Consider the following 17,732-nt stretch of genomic DNA (forward strand, 5'->3'; position numbering starts at 1 on the left):
TGTCGTTGTGTGCCCTAATTAGTCGGTCGCCGCGCCGGACGCCAGCCTTGAGGCTGCGCATCTGTCCCTCGTCAAGCGGATGGCTGCGGCGAAATCGCGGCCAAACGCCCGAGATGCGGCGGCCCGAAGGTTTCGAGACCGATTTTCGGGGCGGATCAACAATCGCTTCGTGGGTGTGGGACGGCGCGGAGAGCTTCCGGCGCCGCCGGCCCGCGAACAGAAGCAAGGCGGACAAGGTGCTGCGCGACCAGATCAACACTTCGCTGAAGGAATCGATGAAGGCGGGCGACAAGGTGCGCCTCGGCACGCTTCGCCTCATCAATGCGGCGATCAAGGACCGCGACATCGAAGCGCGCGGCCATGGCAAGGATCCGCTCTCCGACGAGGAACTGCTCGGCCTGCTGACCAAGATGATCAAGCAGCGCGAGGAATCCGCCAAGGTCTATGAGGAAGCCGGCCGCGCTGACCTGTCGACGCAGGAGCGGGAGGAAATCGTGGTCATTCAGGGCTTCCTGCCGACCCAGATGACCGAAGCCGAGGCGCAGGCCGCCATCGCCGCCGTCATCGCCGAGATCGGCGCGCATGGCCTCAAGGACATGGGCCGCACCATGGCCGCGCTCAAGGAGCGCCACACCGGCGTGATGGATTTCGGCAAGGCGAGCGGCACGGTGAAGGCGCTGCTGACGGCCTGAGCCGAGGCGCCCAGCCAATTCCCTGACGCACATTATCGCCATGTCCCCAGACCCCCAAACGCCCGCGCCGGCCACGCTGACCTGGGCAGGGTGCTGGCGCGGAGCGCGCGCGATCATTGCCGTTCTCCCGCCCGTCTTCGTGTTCGGCGTCGCCTTTGGCATCGCCGCGCGCGGCGCCGGACTCGAGGGCTGGCTCGCGGCGCTGATGAGCGTCGTCGTCTTCGCCGGGGCGTCGCAATTCGCGGTGCTGGACCTGTGGACAAGCCCGGTGCCGTGGCTGCCGCTGCTGGTGGCGACCTTTGCCATCAATGCCCGGCACATCCTGCTCGGCGCCTCGCTGCGCGCCTTATGCCGGGGGCTGGCGCCGTGGAAGGTCTATGGGGCGATGACGCTGCTGAGCGACCTCAACTGGGCGGCGCTGATCGCCGCCGAGCGCAAGGGCGAGCGCGATCTCGGCTATCTCGTCGGCGGCGGCCTGCTGATGTGGGCGACCTGGGTGTCGGCGACGATTATCGGCGCGGTCGCTGGCGGGCTTACGCTGGATGATGTGAAGACCTATGCGCTCGATCTCGTGCTGGTGGCGTTCTTCGCCACCACGCTGGTCGGGCTGCGGCGGGGGCGGGTGGACGATCTGCCCTGGCTGGTGGCGGGTCTGGCCGCCATGGGCGCGGTGTGGTTTCTGCCGCCGAACTGGCACGTCATGGTCGGTGGGCTGGCGGGCGGCCTCGCCGGTCTCCTGCGCGACGAATTCAAACGCTCCGATTTGACGCGCCCATGACCACTACGCAGGCCCTTCTCGTCGTCTTCGCCATGGCCCTCGTCACCTATGCGACGCGGGCCGGCGGCATTTTCCTCGTCGGCTTCGTGCCGATGTCGGCCCGCACCGAGAACTTCCTGCGCTATCTCGCCGGGGCGGTGCTGGTCGCGCTGGTGGTGCCGGCGACGGTGCGCGGCGGGCCGGAGGGCTATGTCGCGGTCGGCGTCGCCGTGCTCGCCCGGCTGGTGTTGCGCAAGGCGCTGCCGGCCATTGCGCTGGGCATCCTCGCGGCGGCGCTGTGGCGCGCTCATATGGGCGTGAGCTGAGGGCCGGGCCCACGCCCGGCCATTTGCTCTTGTCAGGGCCTCATTCCGGCAGGCGCGTCTCGTATGCCGCGCGGTACTGCGCGAAGAGCGGCCAGAGGGCGCTGCGCTCGCGCGCTTCCAGCAGGTCGGCCAGCAAGGTGAGATGGGCGTGCCAGCCGCCGGCGACGCCGAGCCGGGTGCTGCGCTTGACGAGGCGCCGGTGGGTGACGGTGAGCAGCACCCGCTCCCCGCGCGGCGCGAGCTCGAACGTCACCTCCGATTCGTTCGGCCCGTCGGCCTCCCAGGTGAAGCGCAGCAGCCGGTTCGGCTCGCAGGCGAGCACTGTGCCGGGATTGTGGAACTCGCCAGCGAATTTCGCGAAGTTTTCCGGCGTCGGCTGGCCGGCATTGAGCTCGCCATTGCGGAACACCAGATCGACCGCGCCGCCGTCGCGCAGTTCCATCGCCCCGTCCGCCAGCCACAGCCGGCGCTTCTCCGGCTCGGTGAGATAGGACCAGACCCGCTCGACCGGGCCGGGGAGGATACGCTCGAAGCGCAGCGTGTCGGGGGCGTCGAGGCGGGCGAAGTCGTCGTCGGCGGCGTGTGCTTGCGCGGTCATGGCGTTTCTCCCTGTTGGCGGGCGGCGGTGGCGGCGTCCTCGGCGCGCAGCAGGGCGTCGAGGGTGTTGAGGCGCCCGGTCCAGAACCGCTCGTAGAAGCTGAGCCAGTCATGGGCGGTGGCGAGCCGGGCCGGCTCCAGCCGGCACAGATGCTGGCGCCCGCGCACCTCGCGCCGCACCAGCCCGGCAGCCTCCAGCGCCTTGATGTGCTTGGAGGCCCCGGCCAGCGACATGGCGAAGGGTTCCGCCAGTTCGCCCACCGTGCGCTCCCGCTCGCTGAGGCTTTGCAGCATGGCGCGCCGGGTCGGGTCGGCGAGGGCGTGGAAGATGTGGTCCAGCCGGGGATCGGCGATGTCTATTTGTTCAACCATATGGTTTAGTATCTGCGCTGGCCTCGGAACTGTCAACCATTAAGTTGAATATCCGGCGTGCGCCCGCCTCGGTGGATAACGGGGATAGCGGGCAGGGATTGCCGATGGCGGCGCGGCACGCCACCTGAGGGAGCGGCGCCGTCATCCGGCCTACCTCTTGCCTGATAGAAGGGGCGTTCGCTTCGGAGTACCGATTCCCCCATGCGCTTCCCGCCCTCGTTCCTCGACGAGATTCGCGCCCGCCTCCCGGTGTCGGAGGTGGTGGGAAAGCGCGTGCAGTTGAAGAAGCAGGGGCGCGAATGGCGCGGCCTCTCGCCGTTCAACCCCGAGAAGACCCCGTCCTTCTATGTGAACGACCAGAAGGGCTTTTATCACTGCTTCTCCTCCGGCAAGCATGGCGACCAGTTCGACTTCATGATGGAGGTCGAGGGCCTGCCCTTCCCGGAGGCGGTGGAGCGGCTCGCCGGCATGGCCGGGGTGCCGATGCCCGTGCAGTCGCGCGAGGAGGAAAAGCGCGAGAGCCGTCGCAAGACGCTGCATGAGGTGATGGAGCTCGCCACCAAATTCTTCGAGACCACGCTGCAGAACCGCGCCGGCGCCAAAGGGCGCGGCTATCTCGCCGATCGCGGCCTCGGCCCCGCGACGCAGCAGCGTTTCCGCCTCGGCTACGCCCCGCCCGACCGCTACGCGCTGAAGGAGGCGCTGGGCGGCAAGGGCGTGCCGATGGAGGACATGATCGAGGCCGGCCTGCTGATTTCCGCCGACGACATCGCCATTCCCTATGACCGCTTCCGCGACCGCGTGATGTTCCCCATCACCGATCTGCGCGGCCGGGTCGTGGCCTTTGGCGGGCGGGCGCTGGAGAAGGACGTCTCGGCCAAATACCTGAACTCGCCGGAGACCTCGCTCTTTCACAAGGGCTCGCTGCTCTATAACGGCTTCAACGCCCGCGCCGCCGCCCATAAGGGCGCCCCGGTGATTGCGGTCGAGGGCTATGTCGACGTCATCGCGCTGGTCGAGGCCGGCTTTCCGGCGGCGGTGGCCCCGCTCGGCACGGCGCTGACCGAGGACCAGCTTGCTCTGCTCTGGAAGATGGCGCCCGAGCCGGTGCTGCTTTTCGACGGCGACAAGGCCGGCCGGCGCGCCGCCTATCGTGCGCTCGATCTCGCCATGCCCCATCTCAAGCCCGGCGTGAGCCTCGGCTTCGGCACGCTGCCGGACGGGCAGGATCCCGACGACCTCGTCCGCGCCGGCGGCCGCGAGGCGGTGGAGGCGGTGCTCGCCCAGGCCCGCCCGCTTGCGGACGTGCTGTGGGAGCGCGAGCTGGAAGCCGCCAATGTCGATACGCCCGAGCGCCGCGCCGCGTTGGAGGCCCGAATCGGCGAGATCGTCCGCGTCATCGCCGACGAGACGGTGCGCAAGCATTACCGCGCCGAGCTGATGGAGCGCTTCCGCCGCCTTTTCGCCCCGGTCTATGCGCCGGGCGGGGGAGGGGCCGGGCGGCGCGAGCCGGGCCGCTTCGGCACGCGCTTTGCCGGTCGTGGGGCGCCCGGTGACCGCCGGGGCGGCGCGGGCGGGCGCGGCGCCGCCGGCTCAGCCGGCGAGGGCATGCGCCGTTCGGCCCTGCTGCGCGGCGCGGCGGCGGAAATCCCGCGCAACGAGGCGCTGCTGCTCTTCGCCGCGATGAACCATCCTTGGCTGATGGAGCGCTTCGCCGAGGAGATCGCCGACCTGCCCTTGCAGAACAAGGACGCTGCCCGTTTGCGGCAGGCGCTGCTCGACGCCCATATGGAAGGGGCGGACGAGGATGCCGCGCATCTGGCGGCGCGGCTGGAGGTGGTCGGCGTCGCTCCGGTGGCCCAGCGCCTCGCCCAGATTGCGGTGGCGCGCCATGACTGGCCGGCCTTTGCCGATGCTGGGCGGGCCGATGTGGAATTGTGGTGGCACCAGCGGCTGGTCTTGCACCGGCGCAGCCACGCCCTATCTAAAGACCTGAAGGAAGCGGAGAAACGCCTCGCAGAGGAGCCCACAGAGATGAACTGGGCACGCTTTCTCGACATACAAAGACAGCTCGCGGCACTTGACGGCACCGAAGCTTTGGTAGAGGGGTTCGGCGCCGCATCGGGTCGTTCCGGGCGGTCGATGTAGAAGTCCTCTGGGTCGCCCGCCCCGCGCATCACCTGCGCCGTGGAGCGTGTGGCCCCGTTTGCGTCGTGATCGTCTCGGCGATCGTGGCGCGAGGTTTAAGGTCGAAGGGCGGTGGCCGGATTAACCGGACGCTGTCGGGCGCCGGGCGAAAGCCGGACGGCGGTTGAGGAGCACACGTATGGCGAAGCAGGCAGCGGACGCGACGGAAGCCCCCGAGAAGGACGGCGACACCCCGGATAGCCCGTTGCTGGACCTTTCGGACGCTGGCGTCCGGAAGATGATCAAGCTCGCCAAGAAGCGTGGCTATGTCACCTATGACGAGCTGAACGAGGTTCTCCCCTCCGAGCAGAACACGTCCGACCAGATCGAAGACATTTACGCGATGCTCAACGAGATGGGCATCAACGTGGTCGAGGCGGAAGAGGCCGAGGCGGAAGCCGAGGGCGAGGAGACCGCGGAAGCGGCGGACGACGAGGAAGAGTCCGGCGGCGAGATCGCCGAATCGGCCCCGCGCGCGGTCATCCGTTCCGAGACCAAGTCCGAGCCGGGCGAGCGCACCGACGATCCGGTGCGCATGTATCTGCGCGAGATGGGCTCGGTGGAGCTGCTCTCCCGCGAGGGCGAAATCGCCATCGCCAAGCGCATTGAGGCCGGCCGCGAGGCGATGATCGCGGGCCTCTGCGAGAGCCCGCTGACCTTCCAGGCCATCATCATCTGGCGCGACGAGCTCGTCGAAGGCAAGGTGCTGCTGCGCGACATCATCGACCTCGAGGCGACCTATGCCGGTCCCGAGGCGAAGAATGGCCCCATCGTCGAGGGCGGCACGCTGGCGCCGGAAGGCGACGAGGAGCGTGAGCCGACGCTGGGCGAGACCATCGCCGCCGACGATGACGACGACATGGAGAACTCGCTCTCCCTCGCCGCCATGGAAGCGGAGATCAAGCCGAAGGTTCTGGAGACCTTCGACCGCATCGCCGACTATTACAAGAAGCTGCGCCGCCTGCAGGACCAGAACGTCGAGTCGAAGCTCAAGAATGAGAGCCTCTCGCCGTCGCAGGACCGCAAATACAAGAAGCTCAAGGACGATTTGATCCTCGACGTGAAGTCGCTGTCGCTGAATCAGGCGCGCATCGATAACCTCGTCGAGCAGCTCTACGACATCAACAAGCGGCTCGTGTCGCTTGAAGGCCGGCTGATGCGCCTTGCCGAGAGCTTCGGCGTCTCGCGTGAGGACTTCCTGAAGCAGTATCAGGGCTCCGAGCTCGACCCGAAGTGGATCAGCCGGGTCAAGAACCTGACCTCGCGCGGCTGGAAGGGGTTTGTCGGCCAGGAACTGGACGGCATCCGCGATCTGCGTTCGGAAATCCACGCGCTGGCCACCGAGACCGGGCTGGAAATCCAGGAATTCCGCAAGATCGTGCAGATGGTCCAGAAGGGCGAAAAGGAAGCCCGTCAGGCCAAGAAGGAAATGGTCGAGGCCAATCTGCGCCTCGTCATCTCCATCGCCAAGAAGTACACCAACCGCGGCCTGCAGTTCCTGGACCTCATCCAGGAGGGCAACATCGGCCTGATGAAGGCGGTCGACAAGTTCGAGTACCGGCGCGGCTACAAGTTCTCGACCTATGCGACCTGGTGGATCCGTCAGGCGATCACCCGCTCGATCGCCGATCAGGCCCGCACCATCCGCATCCCCGTGCACATGATCGAGACGATCAACAAGATCGTGCGCACCTCGCGCCAGATGCTGCACGAGATCGGCCGCGAGCCGACCCCGGAGGAACTGGCCGAGAAGCTCGGCATGCCGCTGGAGAAGGTCCGCAAGGTTCTGAAGATCGCCAAGGAGCCGATCTCGCTCGAAACGCCTATCGGCGACGAGGAAGACAGCCATCTCGGCGACTTCATCGAGGACAAGAACGCCATCCTGCCGATCGACGCGGCGATCCAGTCGAATCTGCGCGAGACCACCACGCGCGTGCTCGCCTCGCTGACCCCGCGTGAAGAACGCGTGCTGCGCATGCGCTTCGGCATCGGCATGAACACCGATCACACGCTCGAAGAGGTCGGCCAGCAGTTCTCGGTCACCCGCGAGCGTATCCGCCAGATCGAAGCCAAGGCGCTGCGCAAGCTCAAGCACCCCTCGCGGAGCCGCAAGCTGCGCTCGTTCCTCGACAACTGAGCGCGTCTCACCGGAATGCGAAAAGGCGGCCTGCGGGCCGCCTTTTCTTTTTCAGCGCGGACTTAACGCGCCGGCGCCTCCACCAGCAGCCCAACGATACGGCGCACCAGTGGCAGCACCAGCAGCAGCGTCGGGAAGGCGACAAGCCAGGAGAGGCCCCAGGCGGTTGGCCATGTCGCGAGGAAATCCGGGCCGGGGCCGAGACTGCGCAGCGTGGCGATGGCCGAGACCACGAAGGTCATCAGCACCGAGAGCACCAGCGGCATGATGATGCCGGCATAGCGCGCCGGCAGCTTGAAGGAAGAGGCAGGGGTCGGTGACGGGGAGGGCATGGGCCATCCTTGCTTGGATGGTCCCGACCGTCCGGATGGCACAAGCATCCGCCGGCCGGAACCGGGTTGGATGCGTTGCCTGACGTCGGACGCTTACGGCCGGCTGCGCAGGGCACGCCGACCCAATTGAAATAACAGAAGCGGCCGCGCGGCGCCAGTGTCGGCCGTTGGTTCCGGGTGGCCGGGCGCGCGAGCGACGGTCTAGCCTTGCGGGCATCGCTTTCTGGAGTGTCACGCCATGAGTGCCGACCTTCTCCCCGCCGCCCTGTCTCCTGACTTCCTTCTCATCTGCTTCATCGTCGTCGTCTCGCCGGGAACCGGCGCGCTCTACACGATGGCGGCCGGGCTGGGGCAGGGGCGCGCGGCGAGCCTGCTCGCCGCCTTTGCCTGCACGCTCGGTATCGTGCCGCATCTCGCCGCCGCCATGCTCGGGCTCGCGGCGGTGCTGCATGCCAGCGCGCTCGCCTATGAGACGCTGCGTTATGCCGGCGTCGCCTATCTCCTCTACATGGCCTGGCAGGTGCTGCGGGCAGACGGGCCGCTGCGCATCACCCCGGAAGCCGCACGGCTGCGGCCGGGGCGGGTGATCGCCGACGGCATCCTGCTGAACCTGCTGAACCCCAAGCTCTCCATCTTCTTCGTGGCCTTCCTGCCGCAGTTCATCGCGCCCGCGGAGCCGGCACCCTTGCTGCGGATGATGGAAATGTCGGGGGTGTTCATGGCGATGACCTTCGTGGTCTTCGCGCTCTACGGCCTGTTCGCGGCGGCGATCCGCGGCCAGCTCGCCGCGCGACCGGCCATCCTTGCCTGGATGCGGCGGGGCTTTGCCGCGGCCTTTGTGGCGCTCGGTGCGAAGCTTGCCCTGAGCGAGCGTTAGGCGCCCAAAGAAAAGCCCCATCCACCGGGGGCTGGTGAACGGGGCAGAGCGTGCCGTCAAGCACGGGCGCCTGGAATGCGCCGCTTTCGGCCGGAGGGAACCCGGTTGGGGACGGGGTGACCGAAAGTTTCAGCTCGGGCTCATTCGCCCGGAAGCGGGTGGTTATGGCGGCGGGTGGCCTTGGTCGAGATGTCGACATAGGCCAGCGTGCCGGCGAAGCCGCCGAAGGCGAGCAGCGTGAAGGCGAGAAAAAGCACGGTCTCCATGGGCATTGGCGTTCTCCCCATCGTTGGATGAGCCAACGCTAGGCGCCCGCCGCCGCGCCGGCTTTGCGCTACGTCAAAGGCGGCACGTGTTTCCTCCCCTTGCGGAAGGCTCAGGGCGTGGTGATCGCCTGATCGACCAGCAAGGCGAGGCCGATGAGGGCGATGAAGATCAGGAAGAACAGACCGAACAGGATCAGTGACAGCCGGCGCGCCAGAGCGGACACATTGGTCATGCCGATGGCGCCGGCGATGATCGAGATGATGAGAAAGATGACGGCGTATTTGAACATGGCGGGATCCCTGCGACCTCACGCCATGAACGGCGTACCGGCGGCAAGGTTCCCGGTTCCGCCGCGCCTCAGCCGCCGTCCGAGCGCCCGTCTTGCTCGGTGGGGAAGCTGTCAGCGTCGCTCGACCGGCGCATCTGCGCCCGGCGATCCGGGGCAGCGGCCGGCGTTTCCGCCGTGTCGTCCTCGGGCTGCGGCACCGTGCCGGTGATGGCGGAGGCGGCGCTCGCCTCGTCGACGGCCGCGTGGACCGTGCCGGCCGGCGTCTCGCGGCAGCACATGCGCCAGACCACGAACAGCAGCAGCAGCGTGTGCGAGGCGGCGGTGAAATAGAACAGCGAGCCCGGCCCGTAATGCTGCATGCCGTAGGAGGCGAGCGCCGGGCCGACCACCGAGCCGATGCCATAGAGCAGCAGGAGGCCCGCCGCCGTCTCCACCGCCTGCGAGGCGGGGGTGCGGTCATAGGCATGGGCGGCGGCGAGCGAATAGGCCGGCAGCGACAGCGCGCCGTAGAACAGGCCGAGCAGGCACAGGCCGAGCAGGCCGAAATCGAACATGCCAAGCGCCAGCCCGGCGAGCATGGCGCCCACCATGAGCCCGGCAAGGATGCGCCGGCGGTCGGTGCGGTCCGAGAAGAAGCCGACCGGCCATTGCGCCACGGCGCCCGCGACGACGACCGCGCTCATGAAGGTCGCCGCGCCATCGGCGGTGAGGCCCCGGCCAATGCCGAAGATCGGCCCGAGCGACCAGAGCGAGCCATTGGTCAGGCCGATGACGAAGCAGCCCACCATCGCCACAGGCGCGGCGCGGAACAGGCGCAGCGGGCGGATGCGGGCGGTCTCGATCGGCGCGGGCTGGCCTGCATTGGACATCACCACCGGCAGGGTGGCGATGGAGAACAGGATGGCAGCGAGCGCGAACAGCTCGAAGCCACGTACCGGGTAGAGCGTGATCATCATCTGCCCGGCGGTGAGCGCGGCATAGTCCACCATCACATAGGCGCTCATGACGAAGCCGCGCGTCTGGTTGGTGGCGCGGTCGTTCAGCCAGCTCTCGATGACGAGATAGAGCCCGGCGAAACAGAAGCCGGTGATGGCGCGCAGCCCGAACCAGACGAAGGGGTCGATAATGATGAGATGGCCCATCATCGCCGCCACCACGCCCGAGGTCAGGGCGGCGAAGGCGCGGATATGGCCGGAGCGGCGCACGAGGTGCGGTACGGCGAGGCAGCCAATGACGAAGCCGAGATAATAGCTCGAGCCCAATATGCCGAGATTGATGGCGCTGAAGCCCTCAAAGGCGCCGCGCAGCGGGAGCAGCGTGTTCTGCAGGCCGCTGCCGGTAACCAGAAAGAACACGCCGAGCAGGAGCGCGGCGACAGGGCCGAGAGTCTGGGCCATGATGGGACCGGCGGTGAGCGGGCAAACGGGGAAGCGATTCCGGCTGGAATCAAGCCTTTATCCTTCTTCCCGTATTCCCGTTCCGCCCTCAAGTCGAGACAGCGAAAAGGCGAGCGTGCAGCAATGAGCAATCAAGGTAGCGGTTCTGCGAGCGACCAGCCGGTGAAACTCCACTCGAGCTTCCTGAGCGTCGAGATCGCCCGGCTCGGGGCGGAGATGCAGAGCCTGAAGGACGCGCAGGGGCGCGACCTGCTGTGGGATGGCGACGCCGCCTTCTGGACCGGGCGGGCGCCGCTGCTCTTTCCCATTGTCGGGCGGTTGCCGAACGACCAGCTCGTGCATGAGGGCACGGCCTATCCGATGAGCCAGCACGGCTTCGCCCGCCGCCGGGTGTTCGAGCTGATCGACCACAGCGGCGCGCAGGCGCAGTTCTCGCTGCGGCCGGATGAGGAGACGCGCAAGCAATACCCGTTCGATTTCACGCTGATGGTCACCTACACGCTGGAGGAGGCGACGCTGACCATCAAGGTGGTGGTGGCCAATCCCGGCACGGTGACGCTGCCGGCGAGCGTCGGCTTTCACCCGGCCTTCCGCTGGCCCTTGCCCTATGGCGGCACGCGGGCGGACCACCGGCTGGTGTTCGAGAAGGCGGAGGTGGAGCCGGTGCATCGCCCGGTCGGCGGGCTGCTCGCGGCGGCTTCCGAGCCCAACCCGGCCATCGACACGGTGCTGACGCCGACCGACGCGCTGTTCGCGCGCGACGCGCTGATCTTCCTGCACCCGCGCTCGCACCATGTGCGCTTCGGCGTGCCGGGCGAACCGGGACTTGAGATCGCCTATCCCGTCATGGAGCAGCTCGGCATCTGGTCGAAGCCGGGCGCGCCCTTCCTGTGCATCGAGCCGTGGTCGGGCTATGCCTCGCCCGAGAACGCGCCGGCCGAGTTCACCCGGAAGCCCGGCCTCAGTCACATCCCGCCCGGCGGCTCGAAGAGTTTCGCCATGGCGGTGCGCTGGCTGCCGGATGTCGGCCGCTAGGCGCGGGCTTCACGCCGATCGCGGCTGCTCGCCGGCCAGCGGCTCGCCCGCCGTGGCGATCCGGTCGCGGCCTTCCTGCTTGGCGCGATAGAGCGCGGCATCGGCCGAGGCCACCAGCCGGTCGATGTCCAGCACGCTGGCATGCTGGTGGGCGACGCCGATGCTGGCGGTGAGCCGGCGGCGGTCCGGCCGGCGGATGCCGGCATTGCCGAGGGTCGCGTGCAGGCGCTCGGCCACTTTCTGCGCGGCGCGGGCATCGGCGCCGGGCAGGATCAGGCCGAATTCCTCGCCGCCATAGCGGGCGAGCACGTCGCCGGCCCGCCGCTCCATCGCGGCGAGGGCGGCGCCCACCTGGCGCAGCAGTGCGTCGCCGGCGGGGTGGCCGAAGCGGTCATTCACATCCTTGAAGCCGTCGAGGTCCATCATCACCAGAGCCAGCGGCTCGCCGGTGCGCTGGGAGCGGCTGGCGGCGCGGGCAAGTCCCTCGTCGAAGGCGCGGCGGTTCTCCAGGCCCGTCAGCGGGTCGATGCGCGAATGGCGCGTCAGTTCCTCATTGCGGCGGAACAGCTCCACCTCGTCGGCGGCGATGGTGGCGAGCACGCGCAGAGGCTCGATGTCGATCGCGCCCAGCATATGCGGCGCGGCGCTGAGCACGCAGAGCGAGCCGACCGGCAGCCGGTCGTCGAGCAACAGCGGAACGCCCGCATAGAAGCCGATGCGAGGACCGTCGAGCTGGGGATGCCCCGCGAAACGCGGATCGCTGGAAATATCGCGCGAGACCAGGGCTTGCCCTTGGGAAATGATCAACTGGCAGATCGATTGCTCGCGCGGTCGGCTGGCCTGCGTCGGCTGGCCGGCCGAGGCCTTGATCCATTGGGTCTGGGCGTCGATGAAGCTGATGAAGGCGAGGTCGCACTGGTAGATGTGGCGCGCCAGCCAGGCGATGCGGTCGAAACGCGGATCGGGCGGCGAATCCATGATGCTGCAGGCCTCGAGGGCCCGCAGGCGCTGCGTCTCGTTCGACGGAGGCGCGGGAGTCCGCCACATGCACGATGCTCCGAGTGAGGCGCGCGCGCATACCGGGCCGGGCGGCGCGCCATCCGACCCCTTTTACATCCTTCCCCGCTCAGCCGAAATGGTCGGGCACCTGTGATAAGTCGGCGAGGAAATCCTCGCACCAGCTATGGATCGTGGTCTTCGCCACCTGGTCCATATTGGCGCGCCAGCGTTCGCGCCGCTCCTCGACCGGCATGGTGAAGGCGCGGTGGAACGCATCCGCCATGCCTTCCACGTCATAGGGGTTCACCAGCAGCGCGCCGGAGAGCTCATGCGCCGCGCCGGCGAAGCGCGAGAGCACCAGCACGCCGGGATTCTCCGGATCCTGCGCCGCGACATATTCCTTGGCGACGAGGTTCATGCCGTCGCGTAGTGGCGTGACGATGCCGAGCCGGGCGTTGCGGTAGATCGCGGCGAGGGTGGCGCGCTGGAAAGGACGGTTGAGATAGCGCAGCGGCACCCAGTCGAACTCGGCATATTCGCCATTGATGGCGCCGCCCAGCTCCTCCAGCTCGCGGCGCAGCGCCTGATACTCGGCGACCTCGGCGCGGCTGAGCGGGGCGATCTGCATCAGCGTCATCTTCGAGCGGTGCTCGGGATAGCGGGCGAGGAAATCGCCAAAGGCGGCGAACTTGCCCGGCAGGCCCTTGGAATAGTCGAGCCGGTCGACGCCGACCGCCAGCGCCCGCCCGGCAAGGCTTGCCTTGAGGCGCTTTTCCTCCTCCTTGCCGACCGAGGCACGAGCATCCTTCACAAAGGCCTCGGCGTCGATGCCGATCGGGTAGGCGACGACGCGGAAGCGCCGGTCGTTGAGGCCCACGCCGCCGCCCGGCGCGATCCAGCCATGGGCTTCCGAGGAGATGTAGGTGAGCAGCGCGCGCACATCATCCTCGGTCTGCAGCCCGACGAGATCGTAATGCGACAGGTCGCCCACCAGCGCGGCATGCGAGGGCAGGCTGAGGAACACCTCGGGCGTCGGCCAGGGGATGTGGTGGAAATAGCCGATCCGCCCCGTGAAGCCGAGCTTGCGCAGCTCGGCTGCCAGCGGAATGAAGTGATAATCGTGCACCCAGATGATGTCGTCCGGCTTCAGCAGCGGCAGCAGCGAACGGGCGAAATGCTCGTTGACCCGGCGATAGCCCTCCCAGTCCGAGCGGCGGAAGGAGAGCAGGCCGAGCCGGTAGTGGCAGAGCGGCCAGAGCGTTCCATTGGCATAGCCGGCATAGTGGGCGCGCTGGTCGTCGGGGTCGAGATCCTGCAGCGCATAGGTCACGCGCCCGGAGCGGAACACCTTGGGCGGGGGCGGGTTCACTTGCGTTTCCCCGCTCCAGCCGAACCACAGGCCGCCGCGCTGGCTCAGCGCCTCGCGCAGGGCGACCGCCAGACCGCCCGCCTTGGCCGCGCGCTCGCGCGGCGAGGCCACGCGGTTGGAGACGACTACGAGCCGCGCCAAAACGCTTCCTCCCATGTCTTCGAGAGCCGCATGGCCATGTCGATCAGGCCGACCATCGAATAGGTCTGCGGAATGTTGCCCCACAGCTCCAGCGTCTGGTTGTCGATGTCTTCTGACAGCAGCCCCGCCTCGTTGCGGCGGGCGAGCAGGTTGTTGAACAGCTCGCGCGCCTCGTCCCGCCGGCCGATCAGGTCGAGCGCCCCGGCGTACCAGAAGGAGCAGATGGTGAAGGAGGTCTCCGGCAGGCCGAAATCGTCCTCGCCGGCGTAGCGCATCAGGTAGCCGTTGCGCATCAGCTCGCGGCCGATCGCCTCCACCGTCGCGACATAGCGCGGATCGTCCGGGCGCACGAAGCCGAGTTCGGCGAGCAGCAGCAGGCTGGCGTCGAGCTGGCCGTCCTCCTCCGCGTCGACGAAGCTGTTATGGGCCTCGCTCCAGGCGAAGGTGAGGATGCGGGCGCGGATCTCGTTGCGCCGCTCCAGCCAGAACTGGACCCGTTCGGGCAGCTCCAGCACGCGGGCGATGCGGGCGAGCCGATCACAGGCGGCCCAGCTCATCACCGCCGAGAAGGTATGGACGCGCCTTTTGCCGCGCAGCTCCCACAGGCCGGCATCAGGCTCGAAGGCGAACTCCACCGCCTTGGCGCCGACGCCCTCCAAGAGCTCGAACAGCGCCCGGTCGCCCTTATTGGGCAGGCGCTCGTCGAAGAACATCTGCGCGGCGGCGAGCACGACATGGCCATAGCCGTCATTCTGCACCTGCTCGGCCGCCTGGTTGCCGACGCGCACCGGCCCCATGCCGGAGAAGCCTGCCAGCGCCGGGGCGAAGCGTTCCTCCAGCGGCGTGCCGGGCACGATGGAATAGACCGGCGCCAGTCGGCCGGAGGGCTCGGCGGCGATCACCGTGGTCAAATAGCGGATATAGTCCTCCATGGTGCGGGTGGCGCCGAGAAGGTTCAGCGCCCGCACGGTGAAGTAGGAATCGCGCAGCCAGCAGTGCCGGTAGTCCCAATTGCGGATCGAGTGCGGCGCCTCGGGGATCGAGGTGGTGAGCGCGGCGACGATGCCGCCGGTCTCCTCATAGGCGCACAGCTTCAGCGAGATGGCGGCGCGGATCACCGCGTCCTGCCACTCGAAGGGAATGGAGAGGTAGCGCACCCATTCCCACCAATAATCGCGGGTCTTCTCCTCGAAGGCGTGCGCAGTCTCGGCGAGGCTGGAGGCGAAGGGCTCGTCCGGCCCCAGCACCAGCGTGCCGGCCTTGCTGAGCACGAAGGGGCGCTCCTCCATCACATAGACGATGGGCAGATCGGTGGTGGCGCGGACGGTGAAGTCCTCGCCGGCGAAGCGCATATGGTTGGAGCCGCGCACCGCCACCGGGCGCTGCTCACCCCAGTTGAAATGCGGGCGCAGGCGAATGGTGACGCGGCAGGTGCCGGCGATCGGTTCGATCCGCCGCACCAGCATGGCCGGGCGGTAGATGCGGTCATAGAGCTTGAAGCGCGGCGCGAAGTCGGTGATGCGCAGCTTCGCCCCGTCCGCGTTCTCCAGAATGGTCTCGATGATGGCGGTGTTGCGCTGGTAGCGGCGCGTCGCCGTCACCTGCCCGTCGAGCTGTACGTCGAAGAAGCCGGCTTCCGGCTCGGTGCCGCCGAGCATGGAGGAGAAGATGGGGTCGCCATCGATACGCGGCCAGCAGCACCAGGCGAGACGCCCGTTCGGATCGACAAGCGCGGAGATGGTGCCGTTGCCGATGGCGGCGAGGTTCAGATTGGTCACGGGGCGGCGCGCTCCAGCGTCTGCGGGATCTGCTCAAGCCAGCGCCGGACATCGGCCGGCGTGGCGAAATGGTGGTCGGCCTGCGCGGTGGCGCGTGGGCCGATGGCGACGGCGAGGCCCCCGGCCGCGCGCACGGCGCGGAAGCCGTCCTCATCCGTCACGTCGTCGCCGAGGAAAATCGGCACGCGCCCGGCGAAGATGGTGGTGCGCATGAACTGGTCGACCGCCGTGCCCTTGGTGTGCCCGGCGGGGCGGACCTCGATGACGAAGCGACCCTTGAGGAACTCGACGCCCGGATCGAGCCCGCGACCGAGCTCCACCACCTTGTCCATGATCGCGTCCGACCATTGCGGCACGGCGCGGAAATGCACGGCGAGCGACAGCGGCTTGTGCTCGACGAACACGCCCGGCCAGGTCGCGAGTTCCCGGTCGAGCGCCTGCTCCAGCGGCTTGCGCCATTTCGGTATGGTGATCGGGACCGAAGGCGCATCGGGCGCGAGGCGGATTTCCGCGCCATGCTGGCCGGAGGCGGCGAGCCGGGTCGGAGCGAAGCGCCGGTCCATCCAGTCGATGGTGCGGCCGGAGACCAGTGCCACCGCCCCGCCGAGCGCCATTTGCAGCCGCGCCAGCGTATCCGGCAGCGAGATCGGGATGGTCACGCCTTCCGGGTGGTCAGCATGCTCGATCAGCGTGCCGTCAATATCGAGGAACAGAGCCCAGTCGGGGCGCGGGGCGGGGGCAGGGGGGAGGCTTGTCGGGGCAGGCGACGTCTCGGGAAGATCGGGAACTGGTCCCTTGGCCTGGGGGAGCGTGTGCATTCCGTTTCCTGATACCGGGCTGTGCGCCCGCCTTGAACTCCCGCCACGCCGAGCGCGCGCGAGGGCGCCGGCGGGCGTGATCGCCCTCGACAACGCGCGAGCGGCGGCGGCGTTCCAATACCAATTGCGGAAGTGCGGCGGTAAAGCGCGCGCGGGGCTCAGCGCGCCGGCAGGAGCTGTCCATCGGAGGATGGCAGCGAGCCGCCGTCCCAATGCAGGCGGATGCCGCGCCCGCCTTCGGCCTTCACCGCGTAGAGCGCCTGATCGGCCCGCTCGATCAGCACGGAGCGGATCTCGTCAAGAGCGGTGTTGGGCGGAATGAGCGACAGGCAGGCCGCGCCGACACTGATGGACAGACGGGCGCCGGGAATGCTGGCATGCTCGATATCGAGCGCCTCCACCGCCTTGTGCAGGCTCTCCGCCACCTTGATGGCGCCGGCCGCGGCGGTGCCGGGCAGCACGACGATGAATTCCTCGCCGCCGAAGCGGGCGATCATATCGCCGGGACGGCGCAGCACGCCCTCCATCACCTGGGCCACCGCGTGCAGCGTGTCGTCGCCGGCAAGATGGCCGTAGCGGTCATTGTACTTCTTGAAGTCGTCGATATCGACGAGGAGCACGGAGAGCGGCGCCTTTTCGCGCCGGCAGCGCAGGATTTCGCGCGGCAGCAGTTCCTCCAGCGCGTGGCGGTTCCACAGGCCGGTCAGCGCGTCGGTCGAGGCGGCCTCGGCAAGCCGGCGATTGGCCGCCTGCAATTCCCGGTTGGCGCTCTCCAGCCGCGTCTCCAGCCGCTTCTGCTCGGTGATCTCGGTGAGCGCGGCGCAGATCGCAGTCACCGCCCCTGCCGCGTCGCGCAGGGGGCGGACGGCGACGATGAAGACGCGGCCGAACAGGCCGATTTCCTGCTGCGGTTCCTGCGCGCCCTGATCGAAGGCGCCAAAGGTACGCTCGGCGGCCTCCATAACGATGGCCCCGAAGACATCGGCGACATAGCGTCCGGCCACATCGCCGCCGGGCGTCGGCACCACATCGGCGAACTCGCGATTATGCGCGAGCACGCGCCCGTCCCGCCCGATGACGCAGGAGGCGATCGGGAAGTCCAGATAGATGCGTCGGAGGTCTTCGGCCGAGATGTGCGCGAGCATACCGCCGGACATGAGAAGGAGGAATGAATGAAGGGGCGTTAACTATAGCAGGTGGTAACCGCGCTGCAATTGATGCGTGTCAAGGGCACCACGCTTTCTATCCATGGCCGTAGGGAAAGGTGGTGCCGGTCGGCGGACCGTCACGCGCCGCCGCTTGCCGCCCCGGCGTGGCGAACGAGCCGGGCGCGCCTGCGGCCTTGCCGCTCGCGGGCGCGCA

18 protein-coding genes are annotated in these 17,732 nt (G+C 68.2%); 7 read left to right on the plus strand and 11 right to left on the minus strand.

Going from position 1 to position 17,732, the window contains the following annotated elements:
* Window positions 1-236 precede the first annotated feature (236 nt).
* The 3 genes from OU996_RS12225 to OU996_RS12235 are packed head-to-tail and all read left to right on the plus strand — an operon-like array spanning window position 237 to window position 1,775.
* Window positions 237-692, plus strand: a complete 456-nt coding sequence (locus OU996_RS12225) for a GatB/YqeY domain-containing protein (RefSeq protein ID WP_267581886.1) — start codon at window positions 237-239, stop codon at window positions 690-692.
* Between the two features lie 40 nt (window positions 693-732).
* Window positions 733-1,470, plus strand: coding sequence for an AzlC family ABC transporter permease (locus OU996_RS12230; protein ID WP_267581887.1), 738 nt, complete (start codon window positions 733-735; stop codon window positions 1,468-1,470).
* The gene (locus tag OU996_RS12235) at window positions 1,467-1,775 is read left to right on the plus strand and encodes an AzlD family protein (protein WP_267581888.1); all 309 of its coding nucleotides are present in this window, start codon (window positions 1,467-1,469) and stop codon (window positions 1,773-1,775) included. The genes OU996_RS12230 and OU996_RS12235 overlap by 4 nt, the downstream gene beginning before the upstream one ends.
* A gap of 40 nt (window positions 1,776-1,815) precedes the next feature.
* Here the strand turns inward: OU996_RS12235 and OU996_RS12240 are convergent, their stop codons facing one another.
* Together OU996_RS12240 and OU996_RS12245 are read right to left on the minus strand one after the other, a co-directional pair.
* Complete coding sequence (locus OU996_RS12240; protein ID WP_267581889.1) at window positions 1,816-2,373, minus strand: SRPBCC family protein; 558 nt, start codon at window positions 2,371-2,373, stop codon at window positions 1,816-1,818.
* On the minus strand, window positions 2,370-2,744 hold the full coding sequence (locus OU996_RS12245; RefSeq protein WP_267581890.1) for an ArsR/SmtB family transcription factor: 375 nt from the start codon (window positions 2,742-2,744) through the stop codon (window positions 2,370-2,372). The genes OU996_RS12240 and OU996_RS12245 overlap by 4 nt, the downstream gene beginning before the upstream one ends.
* 201 nt (window positions 2,745-2,945) lie before the next feature.
* Between OU996_RS12245 and dnaG the strand changes: the two genes are divergently transcribed.
* Window positions 2,946-4,892 (plus strand): DNA primase, encoded by a 1,947-nt coding sequence (gene dnaG, locus OU996_RS12250; RefSeq protein ID WP_267581891.1) that lies wholly within the window; start codon window positions 2,946-2,948, stop codon window positions 4,890-4,892.
* Between the two features lie 178 nt (window positions 4,893-5,070).
* Window positions 5,071-7,068 carry an RNA polymerase sigma factor RpoD gene (rpoD, locus tag OU996_RS12255; RefSeq protein WP_267581892.1) on the plus strand — a complete coding sequence of 666 codons (1,998 nt, stop codon included), beginning with the start codon at window positions 5,071-5,073 and terminating at the stop codon, window positions 7,066-7,068.
* A gap of 62 nt (window positions 7,069-7,130) precedes the next feature.
* Here rpoD and OU996_RS12260 read toward each other — a convergent pair whose 3' ends face one another.
* Entirely contained in the window at window positions 7,131-7,400 is a 270-nt protein-coding gene (locus OU996_RS12260) for a DUF2798 domain-containing protein (protein ID WP_267581893.1), read from the minus strand.
* A 265-nt stretch (window positions 7,401-7,665) separates the two neighbouring features.
* Between OU996_RS12260 and OU996_RS12265 the strand changes: the two genes are divergently transcribed.
* Window positions 7,666-8,277, plus strand: coding sequence for a LysE family translocator (locus tag OU996_RS12265; protein WP_267585701.1), 612 nt, complete (start codon window positions 7,666-7,668; stop codon window positions 8,275-8,277).
* 140 nt (window positions 8,278-8,417) lie between these two features.
* Here OU996_RS12265 and OU996_RS12270 read toward each other — a convergent pair whose 3' ends face one another.
* From OU996_RS12270 to OU996_RS12280, 3 genes are all read right to left on the minus strand, one after another.
* Window positions 8,418-8,549: a hypothetical protein gene (locus OU996_RS12270; protein WP_267581895.1), complete on the minus strand. Its 132-nt coding sequence runs from the start codon at window positions 8,547-8,549 to the stop codon at window positions 8,418-8,420.
* Window positions 8,550-8,653: 104 nt separating this feature from the next.
* Window positions 8,654-8,833 (minus strand): DUF1328 family protein, encoded by a 180-nt coding sequence (locus tag OU996_RS12275; RefSeq protein WP_267581897.1) that lies wholly within the window; start codon window positions 8,831-8,833, stop codon window positions 8,654-8,656.
* 68 nt (window positions 8,834-8,901) lie between these two features.
* Window positions 8,902-10,230: an MFS transporter gene (locus OU996_RS12280; protein ID WP_267581898.1), complete on the minus strand. Its 1,329-nt coding sequence runs from the start codon at window positions 10,228-10,230 to the stop codon at window positions 8,902-8,904.
* Between the two features lie 123 nt (window positions 10,231-10,353).
* On the opposite strand from OU996_RS12280, the gene OU996_RS12285 reads away from it, so the two are divergent.
* Window positions 10,354-11,265, plus strand: a complete 912-nt coding sequence (locus tag OU996_RS12285) for an aldose 1-epimerase family protein (RefSeq protein WP_267581899.1) — start codon at window positions 10,354-10,356, stop codon at window positions 11,263-11,265.
* Between the two features lie 9 nt (window positions 11,266-11,274).
* On the opposite strand, the gene OU996_RS12290 is transcribed toward OU996_RS12285, so the two are convergent.
* The 5 genes from OU996_RS12290 to OU996_RS12310 all read right to left on the minus strand — a co-directional run bounded on the left by OU996_RS12290 (window position 11,275) and on the right by OU996_RS12310 (window position 17,515).
* Window positions 11,275-12,312: a GGDEF domain-containing protein gene (locus OU996_RS12290; protein ID WP_267581900.1), complete on the minus strand. Its 1,038-nt coding sequence runs from the start codon at window positions 12,310-12,312 to the stop codon at window positions 11,275-11,277.
* A gap of 79 nt (window positions 12,313-12,391) precedes the next feature.
* On the minus strand, window positions 12,392-13,774 hold the full coding sequence (locus OU996_RS12295) for an alpha,alpha-trehalose-phosphate synthase (UDP-forming) (protein WP_267581901.1): 1,383 nt from the start codon (window positions 13,772-13,774) through the stop codon (window positions 12,392-12,394).
* Window positions 13,759-15,552 carry a glycoside hydrolase family 15 protein gene (locus OU996_RS12300; RefSeq protein WP_267581902.1) on the minus strand — a complete coding sequence of 598 codons (1,794 nt, stop codon included), beginning with the start codon at window positions 15,550-15,552 and terminating at the stop codon, window positions 13,759-13,761. The genes OU996_RS12295 and OU996_RS12300 overlap by 16 nt, the downstream gene beginning before the upstream one ends.
* Window positions 15,549-16,370, minus strand: coding sequence for a trehalose-phosphatase (gene otsB / locus OU996_RS12305; protein WP_267581903.1), 822 nt, complete (start codon window positions 16,368-16,370; stop codon window positions 15,549-15,551). The genes OU996_RS12300 and otsB overlap by 4 nt, the downstream gene beginning before the upstream one ends.
* Window positions 16,371-16,528: 158 nt before the next feature.
* The gene (locus tag OU996_RS12310) at window positions 16,529-17,515 is read right to left on the minus strand and encodes a GGDEF domain-containing protein (protein WP_267581904.1); all 987 of its coding nucleotides are present in this window, start codon (window positions 17,513-17,515) and stop codon (window positions 16,529-16,531) included.
* Window positions 17,516-17,732 lie beyond the last annotated feature (217 nt).

Origin of the sequence: Ancylobacter sp. SL191 (assembly GCF_026625645.1) — a bacterium.
Lineage (GTDB): Bacteria > Pseudomonadota > Alphaproteobacteria > Rhizobiales > Xanthobacteraceae > Ancylobacter.